The sequence below is a fragment of the Lacticigenium naphthae DSM 19658 genome (assembly GCF_000425865.1).
GTDB lineage: Bacteria > Bacillota > Bacilli > Lactobacillales > Carnobacteriaceae_A > Lacticigenium > Lacticigenium naphthae.
This window is the reverse complement of record NZ_AUEG01000001.1, coordinates 377,246-398,332: the sequence shown is the minus strand read 5'-3', so window position 1 is coordinate 398,332 and position 21,087 is coordinate 377,246. Positions and strand designations below refer to the sequence as shown.

The 21,087-nt window shown below is 34.7% G+C and carries 19 protein-coding genes; 13 read left to right on the top strand and 6 right to left on the bottom strand.

Annotated features, from left to right (window positions below):
- The first annotated feature begins 500 nt into the window (after nt 1-500).
- The 5 genes from H626_RS0101930 to H626_RS0101905 all read left to right on the top strand — a co-directional run bounded on the left by H626_RS0101930 (nt 501) and on the right by H626_RS0101905 (nt 4,634).
- The gene (locus H626_RS0101930) at nt 501-1,994 is read left to right on the top strand and encodes a DUF1538 domain-containing protein (RefSeq protein ID WP_027107832.1); all 1,494 of its coding nucleotides are present in this window, start codon (nt 501-503) and stop codon (nt 1,992-1,994) included.
- A complete protein-coding gene (locus tag H626_RS0101925) occupies nt 1,984-2,646 on the top strand; it encodes a P-II family nitrogen regulator (protein WP_027107831.1) in 663 nt (220 codons plus the stop codon). The genes H626_RS0101930 and H626_RS0101925 overlap by 11 nt, the downstream gene beginning before the upstream one ends.
- 374 nt (nt 2,647-3,020) lie before the next feature.
- Nucleotides 3,021-3,467: an ADP-ribosylglycohydrolase family protein gene (locus H626_RS10405; RefSeq protein ID WP_051237709.1), complete on the top strand. Its 447-nt coding sequence runs from the start codon at nt 3,021-3,023 to the stop codon at nt 3,465-3,467.
- Between the two features lie 104 nt (nt 3,468-3,571).
- Entirely contained in the window at nt 3,572-3,949 is a 378-nt protein-coding gene (locus H626_RS11145; RefSeq protein ID WP_156883201.1) for a hypothetical protein, read from the top strand.
- A gap of 502 nt (nt 3,950-4,451) precedes the next feature.
- Nucleotides 4,452-4,634: a hypothetical protein gene (locus tag H626_RS0101905; protein WP_027107830.1), complete on the top strand. Its 183-nt coding sequence runs from the start codon at nt 4,452-4,454 to the stop codon at nt 4,632-4,634.
- An 81-nt stretch (nt 4,635-4,715) separates the two neighbouring features.
- Here H626_RS0101905 and H626_RS0101900 read toward each other — a convergent pair whose 3' ends face one another.
- Entirely contained in the window at nt 4,716-5,378 is a 663-nt protein-coding gene (locus tag H626_RS0101900; RefSeq protein WP_027107829.1) for a Crp/Fnr family transcriptional regulator, read from the bottom strand.
- Between the two features lie 147 nt (nt 5,379-5,525).
- Here H626_RS0101900 and H626_RS0101895 point away from each other — a divergent pair, with 147 nt between their 5' ends.
- Together H626_RS0101895 and H626_RS0101890 are read left to right on the top strand one after the other, a co-directional pair.
- Nucleotides 5,526-7,757 carry a GGDEF domain-containing protein gene (locus tag H626_RS0101895; RefSeq protein ID WP_027107828.1) on the top strand — a complete coding sequence of 744 codons (2,232 nt, stop codon included), beginning with the start codon at nt 5,526-5,528 and terminating at the stop codon, nt 7,755-7,757.
- A gap of 43 nt (nt 7,758-7,800) precedes the next feature.
- Complete coding sequence (locus H626_RS0101890; protein ID WP_027107827.1) at nt 7,801-9,006, top strand: EAL and HDOD domain-containing protein; 1,206 nt, start codon at nt 7,801-7,803, stop codon at nt 9,004-9,006.
- 52 nt (nt 9,007-9,058) lie between these two features.
- On the opposite strand, the gene H626_RS0101885 is transcribed toward H626_RS0101890, so the two are convergent.
- Nucleotides 9,059-10,411, bottom strand: a complete 1,353-nt coding sequence (locus tag H626_RS0101885; protein WP_027107826.1) for a deoxyribodipyrimidine photo-lyase — start codon at nt 10,409-10,411, stop codon at nt 9,059-9,061.
- Between the two features lie 22 nt (nt 10,412-10,433).
- Nucleotides 10,434-11,603, bottom strand: coding sequence for a cation diffusion facilitator family transporter (locus H626_RS0101880; RefSeq protein WP_035618181.1), 1,170 nt, complete (start codon nt 11,601-11,603; stop codon nt 10,434-10,436).
- A 160-nt stretch (nt 11,604-11,763) separates the two neighbouring features.
- Here H626_RS0101880 and H626_RS0101875 point away from each other — a divergent pair, with 160 nt between their 5' ends.
- Nucleotides 11,764-12,324: a sugar O-acetyltransferase gene (locus H626_RS0101875; protein ID WP_027107824.1), complete on the top strand. Its 561-nt coding sequence runs from the start codon at nt 11,764-11,766 to the stop codon at nt 12,322-12,324.
- A 72-nt stretch (nt 12,325-12,396) separates the two neighbouring features.
- Here the strand turns inward: H626_RS0101875 and H626_RS0101870 are convergent, their stop codons facing one another.
- From H626_RS0101870 to H626_RS0101860, 3 genes are all read right to left on the bottom strand, one after another.
- Nucleotides 12,397-13,398, bottom strand: coding sequence for an EAL domain-containing protein (locus H626_RS0101870; protein WP_027107823.1), 1,002 nt, complete (start codon nt 13,396-13,398; stop codon nt 12,397-12,399).
- A gap of 329 nt (nt 13,399-13,727) precedes the next feature.
- A complete protein-coding gene (locus tag H626_RS11730) occupies nt 13,728-13,871 on the bottom strand; it encodes a lmo0937 family membrane protein (RefSeq protein WP_156883199.1) in 144 nt (47 codons plus the stop codon).
- Nucleotides 13,872-13,965: 94 nt separating this feature from the next.
- Complete coding sequence (locus tag H626_RS0101860) at nt 13,966-14,853, bottom strand: LysR substrate-binding domain-containing protein (RefSeq protein ID WP_027107822.1); 888 nt, start codon at nt 14,851-14,853, stop codon at nt 13,966-13,968.
- 355 nt (nt 14,854-15,208) lie between these two features.
- Between H626_RS0101860 and H626_RS10400 the strand changes: the two genes are divergently transcribed.
- From H626_RS10400 to H626_RS0101835, 5 genes are all read left to right on the top strand, one after another.
- Nucleotides 15,209-16,519 (top strand): YeeE/YedE family protein, encoded by a 1,311-nt coding sequence (locus H626_RS10400; protein ID WP_051237707.1) that lies wholly within the window; start codon nt 15,209-15,211, stop codon nt 16,517-16,519.
- Between the two features lie 26 nt (nt 16,520-16,545).
- A complete protein-coding gene (locus H626_RS0101850; protein ID WP_027107821.1) occupies nt 16,546-18,243 on the top strand; it encodes an FAD-dependent oxidoreductase in 1,698 nt (565 codons plus the stop codon).
- A gap of 86 nt (nt 18,244-18,329) precedes the next feature.
- Nucleotides 18,330-19,115: an ABC transporter permease gene (locus H626_RS0101845; RefSeq protein WP_027107820.1), complete on the top strand. Its 786-nt coding sequence runs from the start codon at nt 18,330-18,332 to the stop codon at nt 19,113-19,115.
- Complete coding sequence (locus tag H626_RS0101840; protein WP_027107819.1) at nt 19,115-20,158, top strand: taurine ABC transporter substrate-binding protein; 1,044 nt, start codon at nt 19,115-19,117, stop codon at nt 20,156-20,158. Before H626_RS0101845 ends, H626_RS0101840 begins: the two co-directional genes overlap by 1 nt.
- An 8-nt stretch (nt 20,159-20,166) precedes the next feature.
- The gene (locus H626_RS0101835; RefSeq protein ID WP_035618177.1) at nt 20,167-20,946 is read left to right on the top strand and encodes an ABC transporter ATP-binding protein; all 780 of its coding nucleotides are present in this window, start codon (nt 20,167-20,169) and stop codon (nt 20,944-20,946) included.
- Nucleotides 20,947-21,087 lie beyond the last annotated feature (141 nt).

Sequence of the window (21,087 nt, the reverse complement as noted above, 5' to 3'; positions counted from 1 at the left end):
ACAAAATTGACTGCAGTACCCATTGAAAAATTTGCTGTCAGATATAGGTGAGAGAAGATAAACAACATGTAAGGATAGCTGAATCTCTTTAGCTTATTTTTGGGGGCTGTCAGCTTGGAGGATGGTCTGCTATATCAACGCAAAAAATCGGATGGGTCCTTTATAAAAACTTTTCCATTAGTTAGTAAAATCAATAGGAATAATGGATAATCTTTTAAGGTGACATTCTAAAAATTATTGAGTAGCACAAGTTTTTAAACAGTGATCAAAGAAATATATACTTTGTGGAAATCAAAGAGATGATCTACTTAAATCGATAAATAGAATTATAATTTTTCAATCCACACACTATTCGTATTTTGAACTCCAAGAAAACAATTTTTAGCATTGGGAAAAGAACAAGTTTAAAAAACGCGTTCGATCAACATCTATAAACATATGGTATAATTGAATTGCATGCTTAACAAAGAGCAAATCATTAAGTGGAAGGAAGGAAATTATTGAATGATATCATTGGAAAATTTAAAGAGGTATTCTTTTCAGTATTACCTATTCCTGCAGTAGTCTTTCTTGTTCATTTTACTATGATACCAATAGAAACATCTATTTTGATCCGATTTCTTTTGGGGTCTTTTTTTGTAGTCATAGGACTGACTTTCTTTTTATTGGGAGTTGATTTAAGTATATCACCATTAGGAAGTCTGACCGGTTCAACTTTAGCTAAAACGAATAAACTTATCATCGTTTTAATCATTGGAGCGATCCTTGGATTTTTTACGTCAATTGCTGAACCGGGATTGCTTGTTTTAGCAAATCAAGTGGAAGCTGTCACTGTTGGAGAAATAAGTTCGTTTAACTTAGTATTGTATGTATCTATAGGCCTTGCTATTATGCTTGCTCTGGGTTTTTTCAGAATTTTCTACAATATCCCTTTGTACAAAGTCTTGTTGAGTATTTATTTATTGATTTTTGGGCTGGCTTTATTTTCTTCTCGAGAAATGCTAGCCATTTCCTTCGATGCTTCAGGATCAACAACCGGAATTCTAGCTGTGCCCTTCATATTATCCTTATCGGCAGGGATATCTAAATTAAAAAAAGACAGTAAGGCTTCTGAGAAAGATAGTTTTGGCTTAGTAGCAATTGCTTCCACCGGATCTATTATAGCCGTTTTGATTTTAGATAGGATTTCAAATGCTGATGATTTAAGTAGTGGGGAAATTGCACGAGTATCTTCTTCAAATGAGATATTTTATCCTTTCGTCAATATTTTTCCAGTCTACTTTTTAGAAAGTATCCAGACCATATTACCCTTGTTCATTATTTTCCTATTATTTAACATATTTGCTTTTCATCTAAAGAAAAGGAAATTTCGCCAAATATTCACCGGATTCATTTTTACATTTCTTGGATTAATCATTTTTTTAGTTGGAATCAATGCTGGATTTATGGATGTGGGTACTTATATTGGGACCAATTTGGTCAAACATGATAATAAGATGTATATAATCAGTATTTCATTTTTACTTGGTGTAGTGACTATCCTAGCTGAGCCAGCTGTTTACGTTTTAACTCAGCAAATTGAAGAAGTGACAACCGGTTACGTAAAACGAAAAGTTGTCCTCATTCCTTTAGCTTTAGGAGGAGGAGTGGCTGTTATGTTGTCCGTAATTCGCATTTTAGTTCCATCTATTCAACTATGGCACTTTCTGTTGCCGGGCTATATAATCAGTCTAGGATTGATGTTTATTGTACCAAAGCTATTCGTAGGTATGGCATTTGATGCTGGAGGAGTAGCAACCGGTCCAATGACAGCTACTTTTATATTGGCATTCATACAGGGAGCCGCCAATGCATATGAAGGGGCCAACGTGATAATTGACGGTTTTGGAATGATTGCTATGGTAGCGATGGCTCCGATTATAACCTTACAATTATTAGGGTGGACGTATAAAATTAAATTAGAGCACAAGGAGGAGAAAGAAATTGGGAAGTGAGAAACAATCAAGCTGTTTTGAACTGCTTTATATTATCGTTAATAATAGAATGGGAAGCAAAGTTTTACAACATGCAAAAAAATTAGGAATCCCAGGCGGAACGGTAATTTATGGAAAAGGTACAGTAAGTGATGAACGTCTTAACTTTTTTTCGATTTATGAAGAAAAAAAGGAGATAGTTCTACTAGGTGCAACTTCAGTAACAGTTACCAAAGTTATGCCTGAATTACAGAAGAAATTCAAACTGGATAAACCCAATCGAGGGATAATTTTTTCTACTTCTATTGAACAGGTAATAGGATCCAGAATGAAAAGGCAAAAAAATTCAGAAGAAAGTAGGAGGGAGTCAATGTATCAGTTAATAGTAGCTATTGTTAATAAAGGAAATGCAGAAGATGTAGTGGAAGCAGCTAATGCAGTAGGTGCTAAAGGAGGTACAATCATCAATGCACGAGGATCAGGTGTTAACGAAACAATACGGTTGTTTAATATGGAAGTTGAACCCGAAAAAGAGACAGTGTTGATTTTGGTTAAAGAAGAAATTGTTGAACAAACAATAGAGTCGATTCGTCAAAAACTAAATCTGGATAAACCAGGTAATGGGATAATATTTCTTCAAGACGTTAAACGAACAGTTGGGATAGTTGATTAAGGCATTTTTTAAGAATAGGAAAAAGTAGCAATGCTATCTATTGTATCTGAGCAACCGGTGGGGTGAATAAATGATATAAAAACGTAAAATTTTTGGTGTTGAAATACAGATATAATACTCGCTTAAAATTATGGATTGTTACCAATATTTAGAGTGTGAGTTCATTTTCAATAAGTAAAAAGAGTAAGTGAAACAATAGGTAGAATTGGATAATCGTGATCGAAATTACCCTTTAGTTTGTACATTTAAAATAATGGAAGCCATCACTAGTAAACTGGCTCAAAAGTAAATAGCCTCAACGGATTCCACGATACGGTATTTCCTTTAGACAATTGATCTTTTTATTTTAGATTTATCGAATGAAGGTTCGAAATGTGATTGGAGTGATAATTGGTGACATTGTCGGTTCGCGATTTGAATATACAAACTACCGTAAGAAAGAATTTGAATTAGTTACACCAGAATGCTTTTTTACGGATGATACAGTAATGATCTTTGCAATTGCAAAAGCTATTATGGAAACAGAAGAAATGTTGAAATTGTCAATTTGTAAAATAGATGTAAATGATGATTATTTGGAACACATTGAAAGCAAGGTGGTTGAATGGATGCAAATACCAGGGAGGTCATATCCGGATACCGGTTATGGAGAGTTTTTTGGTCAATGGATTTTTTCAAATAAACCGGAACCATATAATAGTTTTGGAAATGGAGAAGCAATGCATATCAGTCTGATAGGAGATTGTGCTCGCTCCCTAGTTGAAGGAATCGAATTTTCAAGAACCGTAACACAGATCACACACAATCATGACGAAGGGTAAAAAAGGAGCGGAAGCAGTTGCGCAAGCTATCTGTTTGGCCCGACGTGGAACGTGTAAAAGTGATATTTCTTCTCATATGAAAAAAATATGATCTTGATTTTGTATTGAAGGATATTCCGGATAGTTATTCTGCGGCCCCTATGTGCCAAGAAACGATACCACAAACACTAGGAGCATTTTTTGAGGCAGCTTCATTTGAAGAAACTACACACAATGCAATTTCAATTGGTGAATCTTTGACTAAATCAGAATTTAGTCTTTTGAAAAAATACATAATGAAATTTAAGCAGCAAGAAAATCCAGATGAATTCATAATTCACTCCAATGATTCTCAGAAAAAAGAAAAGCATCCCGCTGATTCAGAAACTAATTCTGATTCTTATCTTGGGCTAAAAGATAAGAATGTAGCTGGATGGCTAGAAGTTCTGCAAGATGTGGAAAGCAAACAGAGTGAATGTCAAGTTAGAGATATTTGTTTTTAAATAGGAGATTTGTTTGAAGGTTACTGTGCGTATTCGATAGAAATAAAAGATGGGAAAGCTACTAAGACATATACCCATCCTTTGAAGAGACTGTTGTGACTTATTATATAGAGGAAGAAACGCACTGTATTATAAAAAAATGGAATGAGATTAGAATTCAGAATTGGAAAGAACAGTATAGCGATTCTCTTATTATGGACGATACACAGTAGGATTTAGTCGTACGTTTCCAGGGAATGAGAGGTCTAAAATGGTCAGGAAATAATTCATATCCCCCAAACTGGAATCACCTTTTAAAATTGTTAGATATCCGATCCTATTTGATAGAAGAAAAATCTGCTCCCATAGAATGTTTTCCCAAGGGTATAGAAAAGAGGAGAACCAGTTTAAGACAGAAAAACTAGAAATTATTCGTTCTTCAAAACAATTAAACTTCGAGAGAACTACACATAAAGAGATAGAAATAAAAATGATTCTTTCTGATGTTGAATAAGTTGATGATTTGCTAGAAAAAATATGGACTGTTGCAGAAGAAAGCTTGGAAAAAGTTTCTAATGAACAGGCTGAAAAAGAGGAGTATCCGGTCTTTACTATTGAAATTGAAAGAATTGATGGAACAAAAAACAAATTTACTGGTTCGTATAATCAGACGGGTTTAAGAGCAGGATTCAGGTTTGTTTTTTGAAAATAATATAGTCTTTTCTAAAAAGTACTACGCTAAGAGGTGGACGAATAGTTCCATCTCATTTTATGTAATACTTTCGCATTAATGTAAAGGTTCAAAATGTAAGATGATTTCTTTCCCAATAACAGTTATCAATTTATCTTCCACCATGTTTTTTAATTCTCTATGTAGGGAGCTTCTTTGAATCATTAATTTATTTGCGAGATCTTTTTTTGTGAAGGGTAAAAGGATACAATCATTTTGCTGTTCTATCCGTTCTTTATCAAAATAAAAGAATAATTTTTCGCGAATACTCAAGGAGTGATCTAGAAATAAATGACGATTCAACATTGAATATTGTGTGTTGATTTGAGTTAAAAATTGTTCGCAAGCTTTGGGATGATGAATAATGAATTGAAAAGCAATCGCTTTATCCACCACCGCAAGATATGTTTTCTTGGAAGCATAAATTGGAACAGATATAATGGGATTTGGTCCAAAAAGTAGATTTGGTTCTATGATCTCGTTCTTTAAATAAAAATGCTGGTAAAGAACATCCCCATTTATATTATGTAAAGTAGCTTCCGCTTGTCCTTCTAAGATAAAAGTGGCATGTTCGAGAGACTCTTCTGCATGAAACATCCGAGTATTACGATTGAATATTTTTAATTGAATCAGATTTGACTTTATCGCTCTGTGAATTTCTTCTTGTGTAAGAAATGTAGTTAAAAAACTCTTCTCTACTAAAGAAAGCAACTCATTCATTTGATCGTCTCCTCGCAAGGGTATATTTATACTATCGACAACTATAAAAAAATATTAAGAAGTGTTTCATATGTAACAGAAATTTTGAACTAGTTTAAGGTATACTTTAGTTAATTTATTCATTTGATTCACGAAAGGGAGGGTGTAATGGAACGTCCACTAACTTTATCGCTTCTTCTATTTTTTTTATTGATCTTTTTCTATTTTACAGGAATCATTTTATATCATTTGAATCGAAAATCTCATTTGTTGCAATTATTTTTGCTGATTTCTTTGATTTTTAGTCTATGGATGTTTAATTTATCTCTATTTTTTAGTGCAGAATCACTAGATTTACTCCCAATAAGTTGTTTCATGACGGAAATTTCTGAAATAGTGGTTTATCCGCTTACTACTCATTTTATATTGCAACTAATGCAAAACAAAAATAAAATGTGGCTGTTCATGAACTATTTTCCGATGGTTCTGCTGTTGATATTTTATGGGGTCATCTTCTTAAATAACTCAAGTGTGAATATGCCGATTGACCAATTTGGGTTATTATCTCAATTTTCAACTTTTGAAAATCAAAGTATATTGGGTCTATATTCTATTATTTATAGCTTATTCATTTATTCAATGCTAGCAAAAAAAGTAATTGTAAAAGACGGATCTCAAGTTAGGAGACTCATACAGCGAAACGTCGGCTGGTTTTTTATAGCCAATACTTTCTTTTTACTTTCAAGGATTCTATTGGGTGAAGTATACTTTGTGTTTTATGCTACTGTAGCGCCCATCTTATTAGGTATTCCTTTTGTTTTAACAGCCTATATATTATTTAAATACGAAAAAAGAAGCAAAATGAAGTCCATTCTTTCTACTTCTTTTGGTTTAATGAATGAGGAGGCGAAAGATAGGGGCTATTTGTATTTGAGCCTAGGATTAATTTATATGGCTTATTTAGTGTATGCAATCGAATACTTTGTTACGGGACATTCATTTTATATAGCAATACGCCCAGGAGCGACCCTGTTCATCGTTGGACATCTTTTGTATTTTATGAGTATTTCTCATTTTTCTATACCAGTAAAAGAGTGGATAATAACCATACTTATGGCATGCACCATAGTATTTATTTTGTTGTATTTTCAAATGTCCTTCGCACAAGTAGCAGGTATGGGGATCCCCCTCATCATGATATTGTTCACAATTCTATTTAGCAACTTAAATCGTTTATTATTCATTGCATTTACGTCGCTTGGAATATTTATTTATTTTGGGATGAAATACCCAGAAATGCAGTATACAATTCAATCAGTTGATCACATAAGTCGGATCTTGTTATTGATGATTTTTTCGAGCTTGGCAGTCTATATCCAATATATATTAAAAAAAAGAGGAATCGACTATAACCATAACGTAAATATATTGCAATTGAACAGCGACTTAGCACATGTAATTCTGAATAAGCAGATAAGCGAAACAGAATCGCTCACAATGGAATTGCTCTCAAAATGGACAAAGTTCTCTGGGGCATCGTTCGTTTATTTGCACGTAGAAATAGAAGAAGGAGAACCGCAAGATTATTTTTACTCTCAAGAGGAGAGATTGAAAGAAAATCAAATGGAAAAATATGTTACAAGTCAATGGGAAAGCATAAGAAACAAATCCAATTTCAAAGTGAATAAACCGTATTATAAGAAAGTAAAAGGGGACCCCACTGGCAAATATTCAATTGAAAGAATAGAATATTTGCCGCTTAAATATGAGATGGAAGTGAAGGGGTTTCTCCTTTCTTTCCACGAACAGGAAAAGAGTGAATACGGAGCATTCCAAGTTGTTTTAAGTGATGTCCTTTCCTACCATTTGGAAGAAGCAAGTCAAAAATTAGGACTGGAAAAAAAATTACATCAATTGGCATTTTACGATCAGCTGACTGGTTTGCCCAACCGAGTGAAGTTCGAAGAAGTTTTTCTCGACCATGTTCAAAATAAGAAAGATGTTAGTAGAAAATCCGGCCTATTTGTGATCGATTTAAATAACTTCAAAGAAATAAATGATCAGCATGGGCATCAAATGGGAGATAGACTGTTAAGACTCTATGCACAACGTTTACGTAAAATGATTCGTGAAGAAGATTGGGTTTCAAGATATGGAGGAGATGAGTTCTTAGTACTTATTCCTAAAATTAAATCCTTTCAAGAAGCTGAAGAGATTAAAATAAGATTGCAATCTATTGATCATGAAGCTTATCGTTTAAATTCAAAATACTCTGCTATAACAAAAGCGAGTATTGGAATGGCTCTCTTTCCAGAAGATGGAAAAACGTTGAGTCAGTTAATGAATATTGCTGATCAACGGATGTATAAGGAAAAAAACAGGAGTAAACAGAATAAATAGCTAAAATAATTTGTGGGAAACCAAGCTTGAAAAGAGGCAGAATATGTATATAGCAAGACAACCGATATTTAATAAACAACGAAATATTTATGGGTATGAATTACTGTTTCGTTCAACGAAGCAATCAAAAGGGTATGACGGGACTTCTTCAAAAGCTTCTACTGCTAGTGTGTTGAGTGGATTGTTTGAGTGGGGAATGGATAATATTGCAGGCGATTCGAAAGCTTTTGTGAATTTTGATTCAGAAATGCTCAAATCTTCCTCATTAGAACTTATCCGACCAGAACGTTTAGTTGTTGAAATACTTGAAACCGTTAAAATTGATGAAGCTGTTTCTGCGCGCGTAATAGAATTGAAAGAAAAGGGATATAAAATAGCTTTAGACGACTATCAAATAATGAATCATTCAGCAAAAGTGGAGAAAGATGTGGACATCATAAAGTATGATATACTGGCAACTCCCCTAAATGAAATTGAAAGCCAAGTCAAGGCACACCTAAAACAACACAAAATATTATTGGCAGAAAAGGTTGAAACCGAAAAAGAGTTTTTGCTAGCCAAAAAATTGGGTTTTCATTTATTCCAAGGCTATTTTTTTCAAAAACCACAGATGATAGCTGGAATGGCCATAAAAAAGACACCCAAAATTATCTATCAAATGCTCCTTGTTGAAATGAAGAAAGATGAAGCTTCTTTTACAAAGTTGGCTGAAATCATTTCAAACGACATCAATATTGCATACCGAATCATGAGAATCGACCACATTACATCAAAAAAAGAACGGTTAAAAACAGTTCGTACGGCAATAGTCAGAATGGGATTAAACGAATTGGAGCACTGGGTCTATTTGCTGATGATTCAGGACTTTTCGAGCAATAAACCGCTAGAACTGCTCAGACTTTCCTTGATTCGTTCAAAGTTTGGTGAATTGTTAGCTAAAAACAGCTCTTTTATCGATAGACAACATGAAATATCCTTAATGTGTTTATTCAGTATTCTTGATGCGCTATTGGATACGGACATGGAAACAGCATTAGAGAATGTGTCAATTAGCGATGATATCAAGGACGCGCTGATCGGTAAGAAAGGCAATTTAGCTTCGTTTATTAAAATGATTCAAGCTTACGAAAAAGCAGATTGGCCTCAGGTTGATAAATTGTCTCGTGAATTAAATATGCTCACTAATTATATGGCTACTAGCTATTTAGAATCTATTTGGTGGGCAGATCAAACTGTTAGAAATTTTTAAACTCAAAAGTTACAGAAATAAGAGTGTGATCATCCTAACTTCTGTAGCTTTTTTATAGGAGCCCGTTTATTTTATCTACATATTTTTGCATGTCAAATTTTCTTTCCAGACCTTTTGCATTCATGTAGCGAACTTTTCCGAAAATCTCTCGTTCTTTCCATCCGTGATCATGTTTTCCAAAACACCAGGCAATCCCTGTGAAACTATTGGGATCTCTTCCATCTAAATTATATTTATTATTTAAGTAGAGAGACCGAGCAAATGCTTCTTTTGAGTTTTGACTCCATTCAATGATCTTTTTCCCCCAATACATGCGCATATATCCATGCATTTTTCCTGTCAAAACCATTTCATTCTGGGCAGCATTCCAGTATGGATCATGAGTACCAGCTTTTTCAAGTTCTTTAAGGGTGTAAAGAAATTTACGTTCATCACTTTCATGATCCGCCAACGTCTCTTTTGCCCAATCAGGAAGGCCAACATATTGATCGTATTTTTCATTATAAAAAACAAAATTCATGCTCAATTCTCTTCGGATAACCAACTCTTCAATATAAGATTCCTTATTTTCGGAAGGGGAAGCAGCCTGCAACTGGTGAAAAATATAGAGTGGAGAAATTTGACCAAAGTGCAAATAGGGACTCATATCAGAAACAACATCATAGCCAGGTTTGTTTCTATCATCATTAAAAAAAGGAAGTTTCCGCTCAATAAAATCTGCCAATCGTTTTTTTGCTTCACCAGTACCACCCTTGAAGCCATCCACAGCTGGAACCGTACCATCCACCTGCAGATGGTCTAATAGTATCGGGATGTCAATAGGGACCAGGGTAGAAAAGGGTAAATCTTCATTTAAAGAAAAGTGCTGGATTTTGTTTTCCTCTAGAGATGAAGTGAAAGTATCCAGTTGAACTTGAATTTTCTTGCGGATCGTTCGAGCAGCATATTCTTCCTTGGGTGATGCCGATTCGACAGGGACGATCACATTTGTTTCAACTTGGATCAGCGGACACTCGATACTGTTAGCAACTTCTTTCCGCCAATCTCTTTCAATTCGCAAATATCCGCGGTCTACAATCATTACCGCAGCCAGTTGAGCTATTTCTATTGCTGCTTTCTCTGGGGAAATGGCTCGCAGAACAAACTGAATTTCTCTTTCTACTAAATTCGCTTGTACTTCTTTGAGTCCCTCAAGCATAAATGTGTAATGTCTTGTGTTTGCTTCAGGAAATTCAGCCGTCAATCCAAAACAAACGAGCAAAGGCTTTGAAAGCTTGTTTGCTTCAACTATTGCGTATTCTAGAGCATGATTATATTCGGTTCGTTGTGAACTTTGCATCCAATAAACAACGTAACGGTTGTCCTGTAATTCATTTTCGTTCAAGACTTGAATTCGAGCATCCATAATTTTATCCTCCCATTCACCATTATTTCAAAAAGTACAAATGATCAAAATCGATTTCAACAGAATAAAATCCGACTTTCAGATGTATATCTGCGACGATTGCATCGTAGAGATCGTCGTCGGACATTTCCAGATTGTCTGGAACAACCGCATCAAAACGAATGAGTGATTCTCCAGCATGTTCTTCTACACGAAAATCATGAAAAGAAAAGGAAAGAGAATAAGAATGGAGGATCTTTTTGATTTGACGATAAATATCGGTTTGTTCCTTACTTCGGATAGCTATAGGGTCAATATGACAAACGAGATTGATGCTTAATTCTTCTTTTGTAATTTTTTCAATAGAATCGATTATTTCATGTGCTTTTACTAAGTTCCAACTATCATCAATTTCGATATGAACAGTAGCAAATCGTTTGTTTGGTCCATAGTAGTGGATCAATAAATCATGGTAGCCGACAATCGATTCATATTGATCCAAAATATGGATCAGATTATTGATTTCTTCTGGATGAGGTGCAGTACCTAATAAGTCATCAATGGACTCTTTGATTAATACTATCCCTGAATAGAGGATGTAAAGAGCGATTATAAAACCTACATATCCATCTATTTGCCACCCAAATAACCACTCTACACTAAAAGAAAGGAGAACGGTGAACGTGATCAGTACATCATTCAGGCTATCTTGACTAGCAGCCTGAATGGTCTGTGAGTGAGTTCGCTTTGCTACATGGCCATATAATCTTCCTTGGGTCCATTTAATAAAAATAGAGAGAATTAGTAAAACAATTATAAAAAAAGAAGGACTTAAAGGACTAGGAGAAAGAATTTTTTTGAAAGATGTGGTCAGAAATTCGATCCCCACGAATAATATGATAAATGAAATGAATAATCCAATAATATATTCAAAGCGCTCATGACCATAAGGGTGTTTCTTGTCGGGAGGTTTTCCTGCAACCGAAAATCCTATAAGAGTAAGCAGAGATGAACCACTATCAGCAAGATTATTTACTGAATCAGTAATAATGGAAACACTTCCTGAAACGAATCCTGCATAAAATTTTATCAAAAATAAGGTTAGGTTCGAGAATAAGCCTATTATTCCAGAAAAAATCCCTAATTGATTTCTTTGTGTATGCTTAGTTGGTTTTGCGTGTTGCAGATAAAAGTCAATTAATTGATCAAACATAAAAATGCTCCTTCTTAGACACAACGGTAACTATAGTATAACTCATTAGAAATGAGAATAAAATTACTCAAATATATTTTTAAGTGTATTTGAGTAAAAAAGGAGATTAAAGTATGATTACAGAGAAGCTTGTTAAAATAGATAATAAGGAGCTAAAAATATGCCAACCGAAAAAGAAATGATGTTAGCCGGAGAAATGTATGATCCTTCAAACTTGATATTAAGTACTGAAAGGAATAGGGTGCGAGAGAAAGTGAAACAGTTCAATGATTCTAACGAGTCGGAAAAAGACAAGAGACAAGCACTTTTAAAAGAAATGTTAGGATCCACAGGAGAAACTTTTTACATGGAGCCAACCATTCGATTTGATTATGGTTACAACATTCATATTGGAGAGAATTTTTACTCAAATTATAATTTAGTTATTTTAGATGTTTGTGAAGTGAGATTTGGAGATAACTGCATGTTGGGCCCAAATGTAGCTATTTATACTGCTACTCATCCTTTAGATCCAACTGTAAGAAATTCTGGAAGAGAATATGGCAAGCCCGTTCGTTTTGGGGATAATGTTTGGATAGGTGGGAATGCAGTTATTAATCCAGGGATCACGATAGGGGACAACGCTGTTATTGCCTCCGGAGCTGTTGTTGTCAAAGATGTTCCCCAAAATTCTGTAGTTGGGGGTAATCCTGCTCGAGTCTTAAAAACAATTGAAGCATAAACTCCCTAATAGTTGATTTAAGGATAAGTAAAAAGCTCATTCACAGCATGGTTTGTGATGAGCTTTTTAAAACTATTTCGGTATGTTTACTGTTGTCTGATTTAATGGGAAGGGTGCTGGTTTACCAAAATAATATCCTTGGAATAAATCATAGCCTGTATCCTTAAACCATAAAAAGTCTTCCGGAGTTTCAATCCCTTCTGCAAGAGTGAGAGAGCCTAGCTCCTTTGCTTTTTTCAAGAATGATAGGGCTACAGCTTGTTTTTCTTTATCGTTAGTAACACCTTGAACGTAAGTCATGTCGAGTTTCATATAGGGAGGCTCTAAATCAGCTAATAAATCGAGTGTATTGTATCCACTCCCCACATCATCGAGAGCAAAAGAGAAACCATTTTGCTTATAATAGAGAAGAATACTCTTTAGATGATCCACATCTTCTATTTTTTCAGTTTCAACGACCTCAAAAACAAACCGTTGACTGTCTATTCCTAATTGATTAGCAACAAGCGTCGTAGTTCTTAAACAATATTCGGGTGAATAAATCGCAGTGGGAAGAAAATTTATAAACACTTTCTCTTCATGAACTAAATGTTTAACTTTTTTAACTGCTTCGATGCGACACACACGATCAAGAGCAAAAGTTCGCCCGCGCAATTTAGCTGCTGGAAAGACAATGTTAGGATAAAGTGTTTTACCTTCTCCATTAAAAAAACGAGCAAGCATTTCGTAACCATAAATATTACCGTCTTTAGTTATGATTGGTTGGAAATGCATGTTTACTTGACGATTTTTTATTAAGTCATCTACCCAGTTTGCGTTTACATAATCTGAAAATTTATGTATCGGTTTCCAGCTTTCATTGTTGATTTGAAAAGATACGTTTTCTTCGAGATTCATTGCTTCAAGGAAATCAACAAGTTCTTTCCCTCCTACTTCATTTGTTTCCACACTAGCGTCTAATATTTTATAGTGATTCATTAAAGAAGTATTTCCTTCTCTAAAAATATTCAGAACAGAATCAGGAAGCGAAAAAATCAGTCGTTGACCAGAAATAGCGCAGTTTGGACAAATCATTTAAGTTGCTCCTTTTAATAATAATTTACTTATACATAAATTTTAGCATAGTATTCTTTCAAAAAGTAAATAAAATTCAGAATGAAACAAGTGATGCTCAAAAAGATTCCCAGAAGTTGGCAACCTGTTTTAGAACACTAGAGAAACAAAAAAAGTGATCATTAAAAATAGCATCATACTGACAATCAGTTTGACGCTATTTCATGGGACTTTCTAGATATATTACTATTCTTTCATAGCGTTGATAGAAAACTGATGATACAGAATTAAAAAGGAGAAGTCGAAAAATTTTGGACAAAAAAGAAGCAGACAATTTTGTCTGCTTCTTTTTATGTGTCCCTCTTTTTTAGTTGATTATAAATAAATAATCCCAATGCTACAATCAAAAGTATATGCACCAAACCACCAAGTATTTCGAAGACAAAACCTAACAGCCATAACACTAATAAGATCAAGATAATTGTTTTTAACATAAAAAATCCCACCCTTTCCGAGTACTCAACTTATTATAACGAGAATAAAGATAGATAAAAAAGAATATGCTTCACTTCGTTTCAAAGTATAGGATCAAACAGTGGTATTTAAATTTTTTGTAAATAAATGGATTAGTTTTTCGATATCTTTTTCTTTCTGCTTCTTTTTATTACAAACTAAGAAGAAATCTTGATAAGGGGAAAAATTTTCAATAGAAATTGTTGCGAGCGATTCATTTTGAAGTTCTTCTACAACTGAAATGGCATAAAGGAATCCAATTCCTTCATTATTAGCAATATATGTTTTTAGCAAGGCTATGTTTCCTATTCTGGTAGTTTGGTGAAACTGATCGCAGCTAACACCCTGTTGAAGTAAATAGTGCTCAACACTGTCACATACCCCCGAACCCATTTCACGAGCCAATAAATTTTCAGAAAACAATTCTTCCAATTCAACTGTTCGATTTGCTAAAGGATGTTTAGGTGAACAGACTAAAACAATTTTATCGTTGTAAAAAGGACGTGTATGATACTTAGATGCATCTATCGGACCCGAAATGAAAGCATAGTCTATTTTTTCATCCTCAAGAAGATTTAATAATTGAGTAGTATTATCGACGATCAAGTCGATTTTAATATCCGGAATGTTTAATAGTTGAGTATAAGTTGGAATATAGAATTCCCCGATCGTTCGACTGGCTCCTAACCGTAAATTACAAGCTGATTTATCATCGATTAAATCGACTTTTATACTCTCGATTTCATTCTGTATTTCTTCAATTTTTATTTTTAAATATTCACCTTTTTTTGTTAAAGACAATTTTCTGTCCTGATAATTTACAAGTTTAGTATTTAAATGATTTTCAATGTAGTGAATATGTTTTGAAACAGCGGGTTGACTGAGTGCTAATTTTTTTGCTGCTTTAGTATAGTTTAATTCTTTGGCAACCATCAAAAAGGTTATATAACGATAATCTAACAAAAAACCACCTCAATTTCTTTCCATTAATGCTTTTATTCTCATAACTATACCAGTTTAAGCTTTTACCGACAACTTGGCGAATACATTATGCATAAAATCACAATCTTTTTATCTGTTATTGTGATTTATTTACTGTTTTTCTAAAGACAGTAGCTACCAAACGTTGCTGTCTTTGATTATTCATTTTTGTTATGTATCCATTCCAAATAGGCGCTTTACAATGATGTGTTAACTTAGTATGATAAAGTTTGTAGAGAAAACTACATATTAACTAGTGAAAACATTCACTAGTTAAAAATATTTATTGCTCACTTATTATCATAGGATGTTTTCATTAAAGGTCTGGAGGAAGAGTATGGCACAATCGAGTACTGCAGTAAAAAGCAAAGCTAGTTCTTATTTTCAGCCAATTATAGGATCAGGATTGATTATTGCAATGGGGTTATTTGGTGGATATTTAAATTCTTTGTCCGTTAAACTCCCGTTATATTTATTTGCGGGACTAATTTTAGGGTATACACTGACGCGAGCTAGATTTGGTTTTGCTGGAGGGATTAAACGGATTTATATGAGAGGAGAAGGGAGCTTATCCAAAGCAATACTTGTATTATTATTCGTAACAGCTTTAGTTACCATGGGTATTCAGTGGCAAGCTGCTCAAAACGGGGCAGTTCCAGCTTATCTAGCTGCCGAAGGGGCATCTTTTATTCCTGGAACAACGAATGTTTACTTTACTAATATTGCAACGATCATAGGCGGCTTCATATTCGGTATAGGTATGATGTTGGCAGGAGGTTGTGGCTCGGGGACATTAGCTGATTTTGGAGAAGGTTCTGGAAGAGCTTTGATTGCCTTTATCTTTTTTGTATTTGGCACTGCACCCGGTCACTTTATGAGACAAATAGTGGATGGCACAGCTATAGGAAAAATCGGTATTCAACTCCATCTCCCACAAGTACTGGGATATTTTGGCTCATTGTTATTTGTTGGAAGTTTGTTGGGATTATTGTACTGGATAATTGTCAAATACGAGAACAAACGTAAATTAGAAGGAACTTATATGGACCCCAAAGGAGATTATGAAGAATTTGAGAAACCACTCAGTTCTGATGTAGAAGCTCCGTTCTTTAGCTATGAAACATATCACAAATTTTTTATTCAGAGATGGAGCTTTGTTGTTGGGGCTTTGGTACTAGCTTTTGGAGCATTGTTTGTTTTAGTGACTACGAATAAAAACTGGGGTGTCTCAACAGCTTTGTTAACGTGGAATGTTGCAATATACGAAAACTTGGGTATCCATTTACCAGTTGAGTATTTTGGATCGCATATTGAAAAAGTGCAAGCAGGATTATTGACGGATGGAGGGACTATACGAAATATTGGGCTTTTCTTCGGATGTACCATTTCTTTCTTGCTAGCGAAGAGATTCTCATTTGACTTTAGTTTCAACAAAAAAGATGCAGGTTATTTCGCACTTGGAGGTTTAATGTTAGGTTTTGGATCGCGTTTCGGATTAGGATGTAATATAGGGGCAATGTATGCTTCAATATCTAGTTTTTCCATTTCTGGTTGGTTCTTTCTAATGGCAATGACATTAGGTGGTATTGTTGGAATGAAAATGTTCGCAGGAAAAGTATGTATATTACCACATAGAATAAGGAAATAAATTAAATAATAGGAGGAAATAGTATAATGAGTAAAAAAGTATTGATTGTTGGTGGAGTTGCTGGTGGAGCATCAGTAGCCGCACGTGTAAGACGATTGGACGAGCAGGCAGAGATTGTTATGTTTGAAAAAGGTCCTTATGTATCATTTTCAAACTGTTGTATTCCATTTCACATAAGTGGAGATATTGAAGAATCACAAGATTTAGTCCTGATGAATCCTGATGGGTTTGAAACACAATACAATATCGATGCACGAGTGCATAACGAAGTAATGCATATAAATCGCGAAGAAAAAACAGTTGAAGTGAAGAACCATCAAACTGGAGATACCTATGCAGAAGCTTATGACGTTCTTTTCTTGTCTCCTGGAGCAAAAGCAATTTTACCACAAAGCATAAAAGGGATTAATAGTTCTCATGTCTTCGTTATGAAAACTGTTCCAGACGTAGAAGAATTAACAAATTATACAAAATCAAATGATGTGAAAGATGTTGTAGTTGTTGGTGGAGGTTACATTGGATTAGAAGTAGCCGAAAATCTAAAAAAAGCTGGGTTTTCAGTAACGCTAATTGAAGCTCAGAATCAGGTAATGGCTCCGATGGATTATGATATGGTTCAAATAGTAAATAGAGAGATTGTAAAAAATGGCATAGACTTAATTTTAGAAGATGCTGTTACAGAAATTAGTTCTGATCGAGTAGTTCTTCATTCAGGAAAAGAAGTGAAGGCTCAGGCTGTAGTGATGGCTATTGGAGTACGACCTGAAACTACATTAGCTGTTGATGCGGGATTAGAATTAGGTAAGACCGGAGCAATCAAAGTAAATCATCATTATCAAACAACCGACCCGTCTATCTATGCTGTTGGTGATGCAATTGAAAGCACCTGTTTCATTACAGGTAAAAAAATGATGTTAACACTGGCTGGTCCTGCTCAGAGACAAGCTCGTGCTGCAGCAGATCATGTATATGGAAGAACATATTTGAATACCGGTGTGATAGGATCTTCAAGTTTGAAAATGTTCGATATGAATATAGCCAGCACTGGTTTAAACGAAAAACAGTTACAAAATGCAGGAATCGAATATGATTTTGCATATGTTATACCAAAAGACAAAGTTTCTATTATGCCGGATGCTGAAAACTTGTTCTTTAAATTAATATTCGCAGTACCTTCTGGTCAAATATTAGGAGCACAAGCAGTCGGAAAAGGCAATGTGGACAAACGTATCGATGTGATAGCTACAGCTATTATGTTGCACGGAAACTTAGAACAACTAAAAGAACTTGAGTTAAGCTATTCTCCTCATTTTTCTACAGCAAAAGATGTCGTTAACCATGCTGTTTTAGTAGGATTAAATGTATTAAATGGGGAATTTAATAAAGTACCCGTAACCAAAGTTAGAGAGTTAGTAGAAAACGGAGCAACAATCATTGATGCTCGTGAAGAAGATGAATACGAACTTAGTCACGTTAAAGGGTCTATCAATATTCCACTAAGTCAATTCCGTAATCGTTTAAATGAATTTCCGAAAGATAAACCATTTTATGTTCACTGCCGTTCTGGTCAACGCAGTTATAACATGGTTCGCGCATTGAATCAATTAGGTTATCCTAATGGGTATAACATCGATGGATCCTTCTTGGGGATCAGTGAATATGAATATTTCAATGACATTCAACTCGATAGAGACCCAATTGTTACAGATTATAACTTTGCTTAAAAAAATAGTAAGAAGAAAAATTCTATTAGAGTTTTTCTTCTTTTTCTCTTTATTTAATTGGAGAATTTTTTATAATGGAGGACAAAATGAAACGACAGAATAAGCGCAGTAACTTTGAGCGAGCTTTAACGATAGGAACATGGCTAGTCATATTACTTGTATGGATCCTCGCGACACGATTTGAAAATTTTTCTTCTACTATATTGCCTTCACCTCAACAAGTTTGGTCAGCATTTATTCGGATCGTGAGAGAAGGATATAATCAAATAAGTTTATGGCAACATCTTGGGGACAGTTTCAAGAGGCTGTTTGGTTCAATATTTTTAGCCATGATTACAGCGATTCCTTTAGGATTGTTAAGTGGATTTTTTGCAAAATTTAGAGCCATTATTGATTCTATAGTTCAGTTTTACAGACCGATCCCCCCATTAGCTTATTATGCCCTATTGATATTATGGATGGGAATCGAAGACGGATCTAAAATCACCTTACTATTTCTAGCGGCATTTGCCCCTATATATATTGCGTGTGTGGCAGCCGTGAGTAGTATTAATAGAGATTATATTTTAAGTGCAAAATCTTTAGGAGCTTCACAAAAAAATATTTTTTTAAAAATTGTTTTGCCTGCCGCTATGCCAGATATTTTTACTGGTGTAAGAACAGCAAGTGGATTTGCATACACCACTTTGGTAGCGGCTGAAATGACCGCGGCAACTTCAGGAATAGGATGGATGGTCATCGATGCTTCAAGATATTTGAAGTCAGATGTCATGTTTGTCGGTATAATTCTGATGGGATTGACCGGTATTGCAATGGATGGAATGTTTATTTATCTGGAAAGAAAATTAATATTTTGGAAAGGAAAAGAATAATGATATTTAAAAGAAATAAATTACGAAAAAGTTTAGTAATGACCACTGTTCTTGCAGCTTTTACCTTAGTTGGTTGTTCCCAAGAGAGTGAAACAGAGGCGAATAAACCAAGTGAAATCACTATAGGATATTTACGCGTTCCAAATGATGAAATGGTAGCTTTATCTTCAGGAATTTACGAAGAGTACTTTGATGAAAAAGGGATCGAAACCAATTTTATCGTATTTGATTCCGGTGTGGATGCAAATAAAGCACTCACATCAGGAAGTATTGATTTCGCATCGATGGGGAACACAAACGGTATTATTGCATTAGCTAATGGTATCGAGGTTGAATTGATTTGGTTACATGAAATACTAGGCGAAATAGAAGGTCTTGCCGTAAGAAAAGAATCTGGAATTGAAACGGTTTCTGATTTAAAAGGAAAAAAGATAGCTACAACCTTTGCATCTACTTCCCATTATAGCCTGTTGCAGGCATTAGATAATGCAGGTATTGCTGAAGATGTAGAACTATTGGACATGCAAACAATGGATATTGTAGCAGCTTGGGAAAGAGGAGACATAGATGCTGCTTATACATGGCAACCTTCTCTTGGTAAGCTATTAGAAGATGGAGAAATGATCATCTCTTCTGCTGAAGTGGCAGAAATGGGACATAAAACTGCAAATGTCTTATTAGCACGTAAAGAATTCTCTGAATTCAATCCTGAAATAGTAGCTGATTTTATTGAAGCAACAATAGTCGGTGGAGATGTATACAGAAATGATGCGGCAGAAGCTGCAATGACAGTTTCGAAGACGTTAGAAATCACAGCTGATGAAGCTCTTTCACAAATGGCAGGATCGATATGGCTGTCACCAGAAGAAGAAATAGCTAAAGAATATTTAGGCACAAGTGAGCAATCAGGGGATTTTTCAAAAGTAATGAAAGAAACCGGAGACTTTTTAGAAGATCAAGGTTCCATTTCAGCTTCTCCAGAGCAAGCAGCGTATGATGAATTTATAAATCCTCGTTACATTGAAATGGTTTTGGAAAGGTAAGGATCATAATGGCTGAAAATTCACAACTCGTAAAAATAGAAGATGTTTCAATGGAATATGGAGAAGGCAGTCAAAGGACAGTTGCATTGGATAAAATCAATTTAACTGTTAATAAAGGAGAGTTTATTTGTGTACTTGGTCCTTCTGGATGTGGGAAAAGCACTTTATTAGAAATCATTGCTGGATACCAGTTTCCAACAAAAGGGAAAGCATTTTTTCAAGGTAAACCAATAAAAGGACCAGATTGGCATAAGGGTGTTGTTTTTCAATCACCTACATTATATCCGTGGCTATCTGTAGAAGAAAATGTTGCTTTTGGGCCTAAAATGAGAGGGTTAGATAGCAAGGAGATAAAAGAAAAAACGGAAAACTTTTTGAGACAAATCGATTTATCTTCCGAAGGAGATAAAAATGTTTTTGATTTATCTGGAGGGATGAAGCAAAGAGTAGCACTTGCAAGAGTATTAGCAAACGAACCGGAAATGGTACTAATGGATGAACCTTTAGGTGCTCTAGATGCTCTAACACGGCTAAACATGCAAGGACTCATTCGAACTCTTTGGAAAGAGAATAAAAACACTGTTTTGATGATCACTCACGATGTAGACGAAGCTTTAGCTTTGGGAACAAAAGTAGTTGTGATGTCAAAGCAACCAGGAACAATTTTGAAAGAAATTAATGTGGATTACACTTATACTGCTTTTCAATCTGATACACATCGAATAGAGATGGATGAGAAGTATCTGAAAACGAAAGAAGAAATTCTCGGGTTGATTACCTATAATTAAGCTTAGTCTGGCAGATAGCGAGTGTTTCAGTTCAAAGAAATAAGCAAAAAATAGATTGTTGGCTAAAGGATTTTCTTTTTTTACTGTATTTTTTAAAGGGAAAAATGAAAAGGAGCCAGAACATTTTGTTCTGGCTCCTTT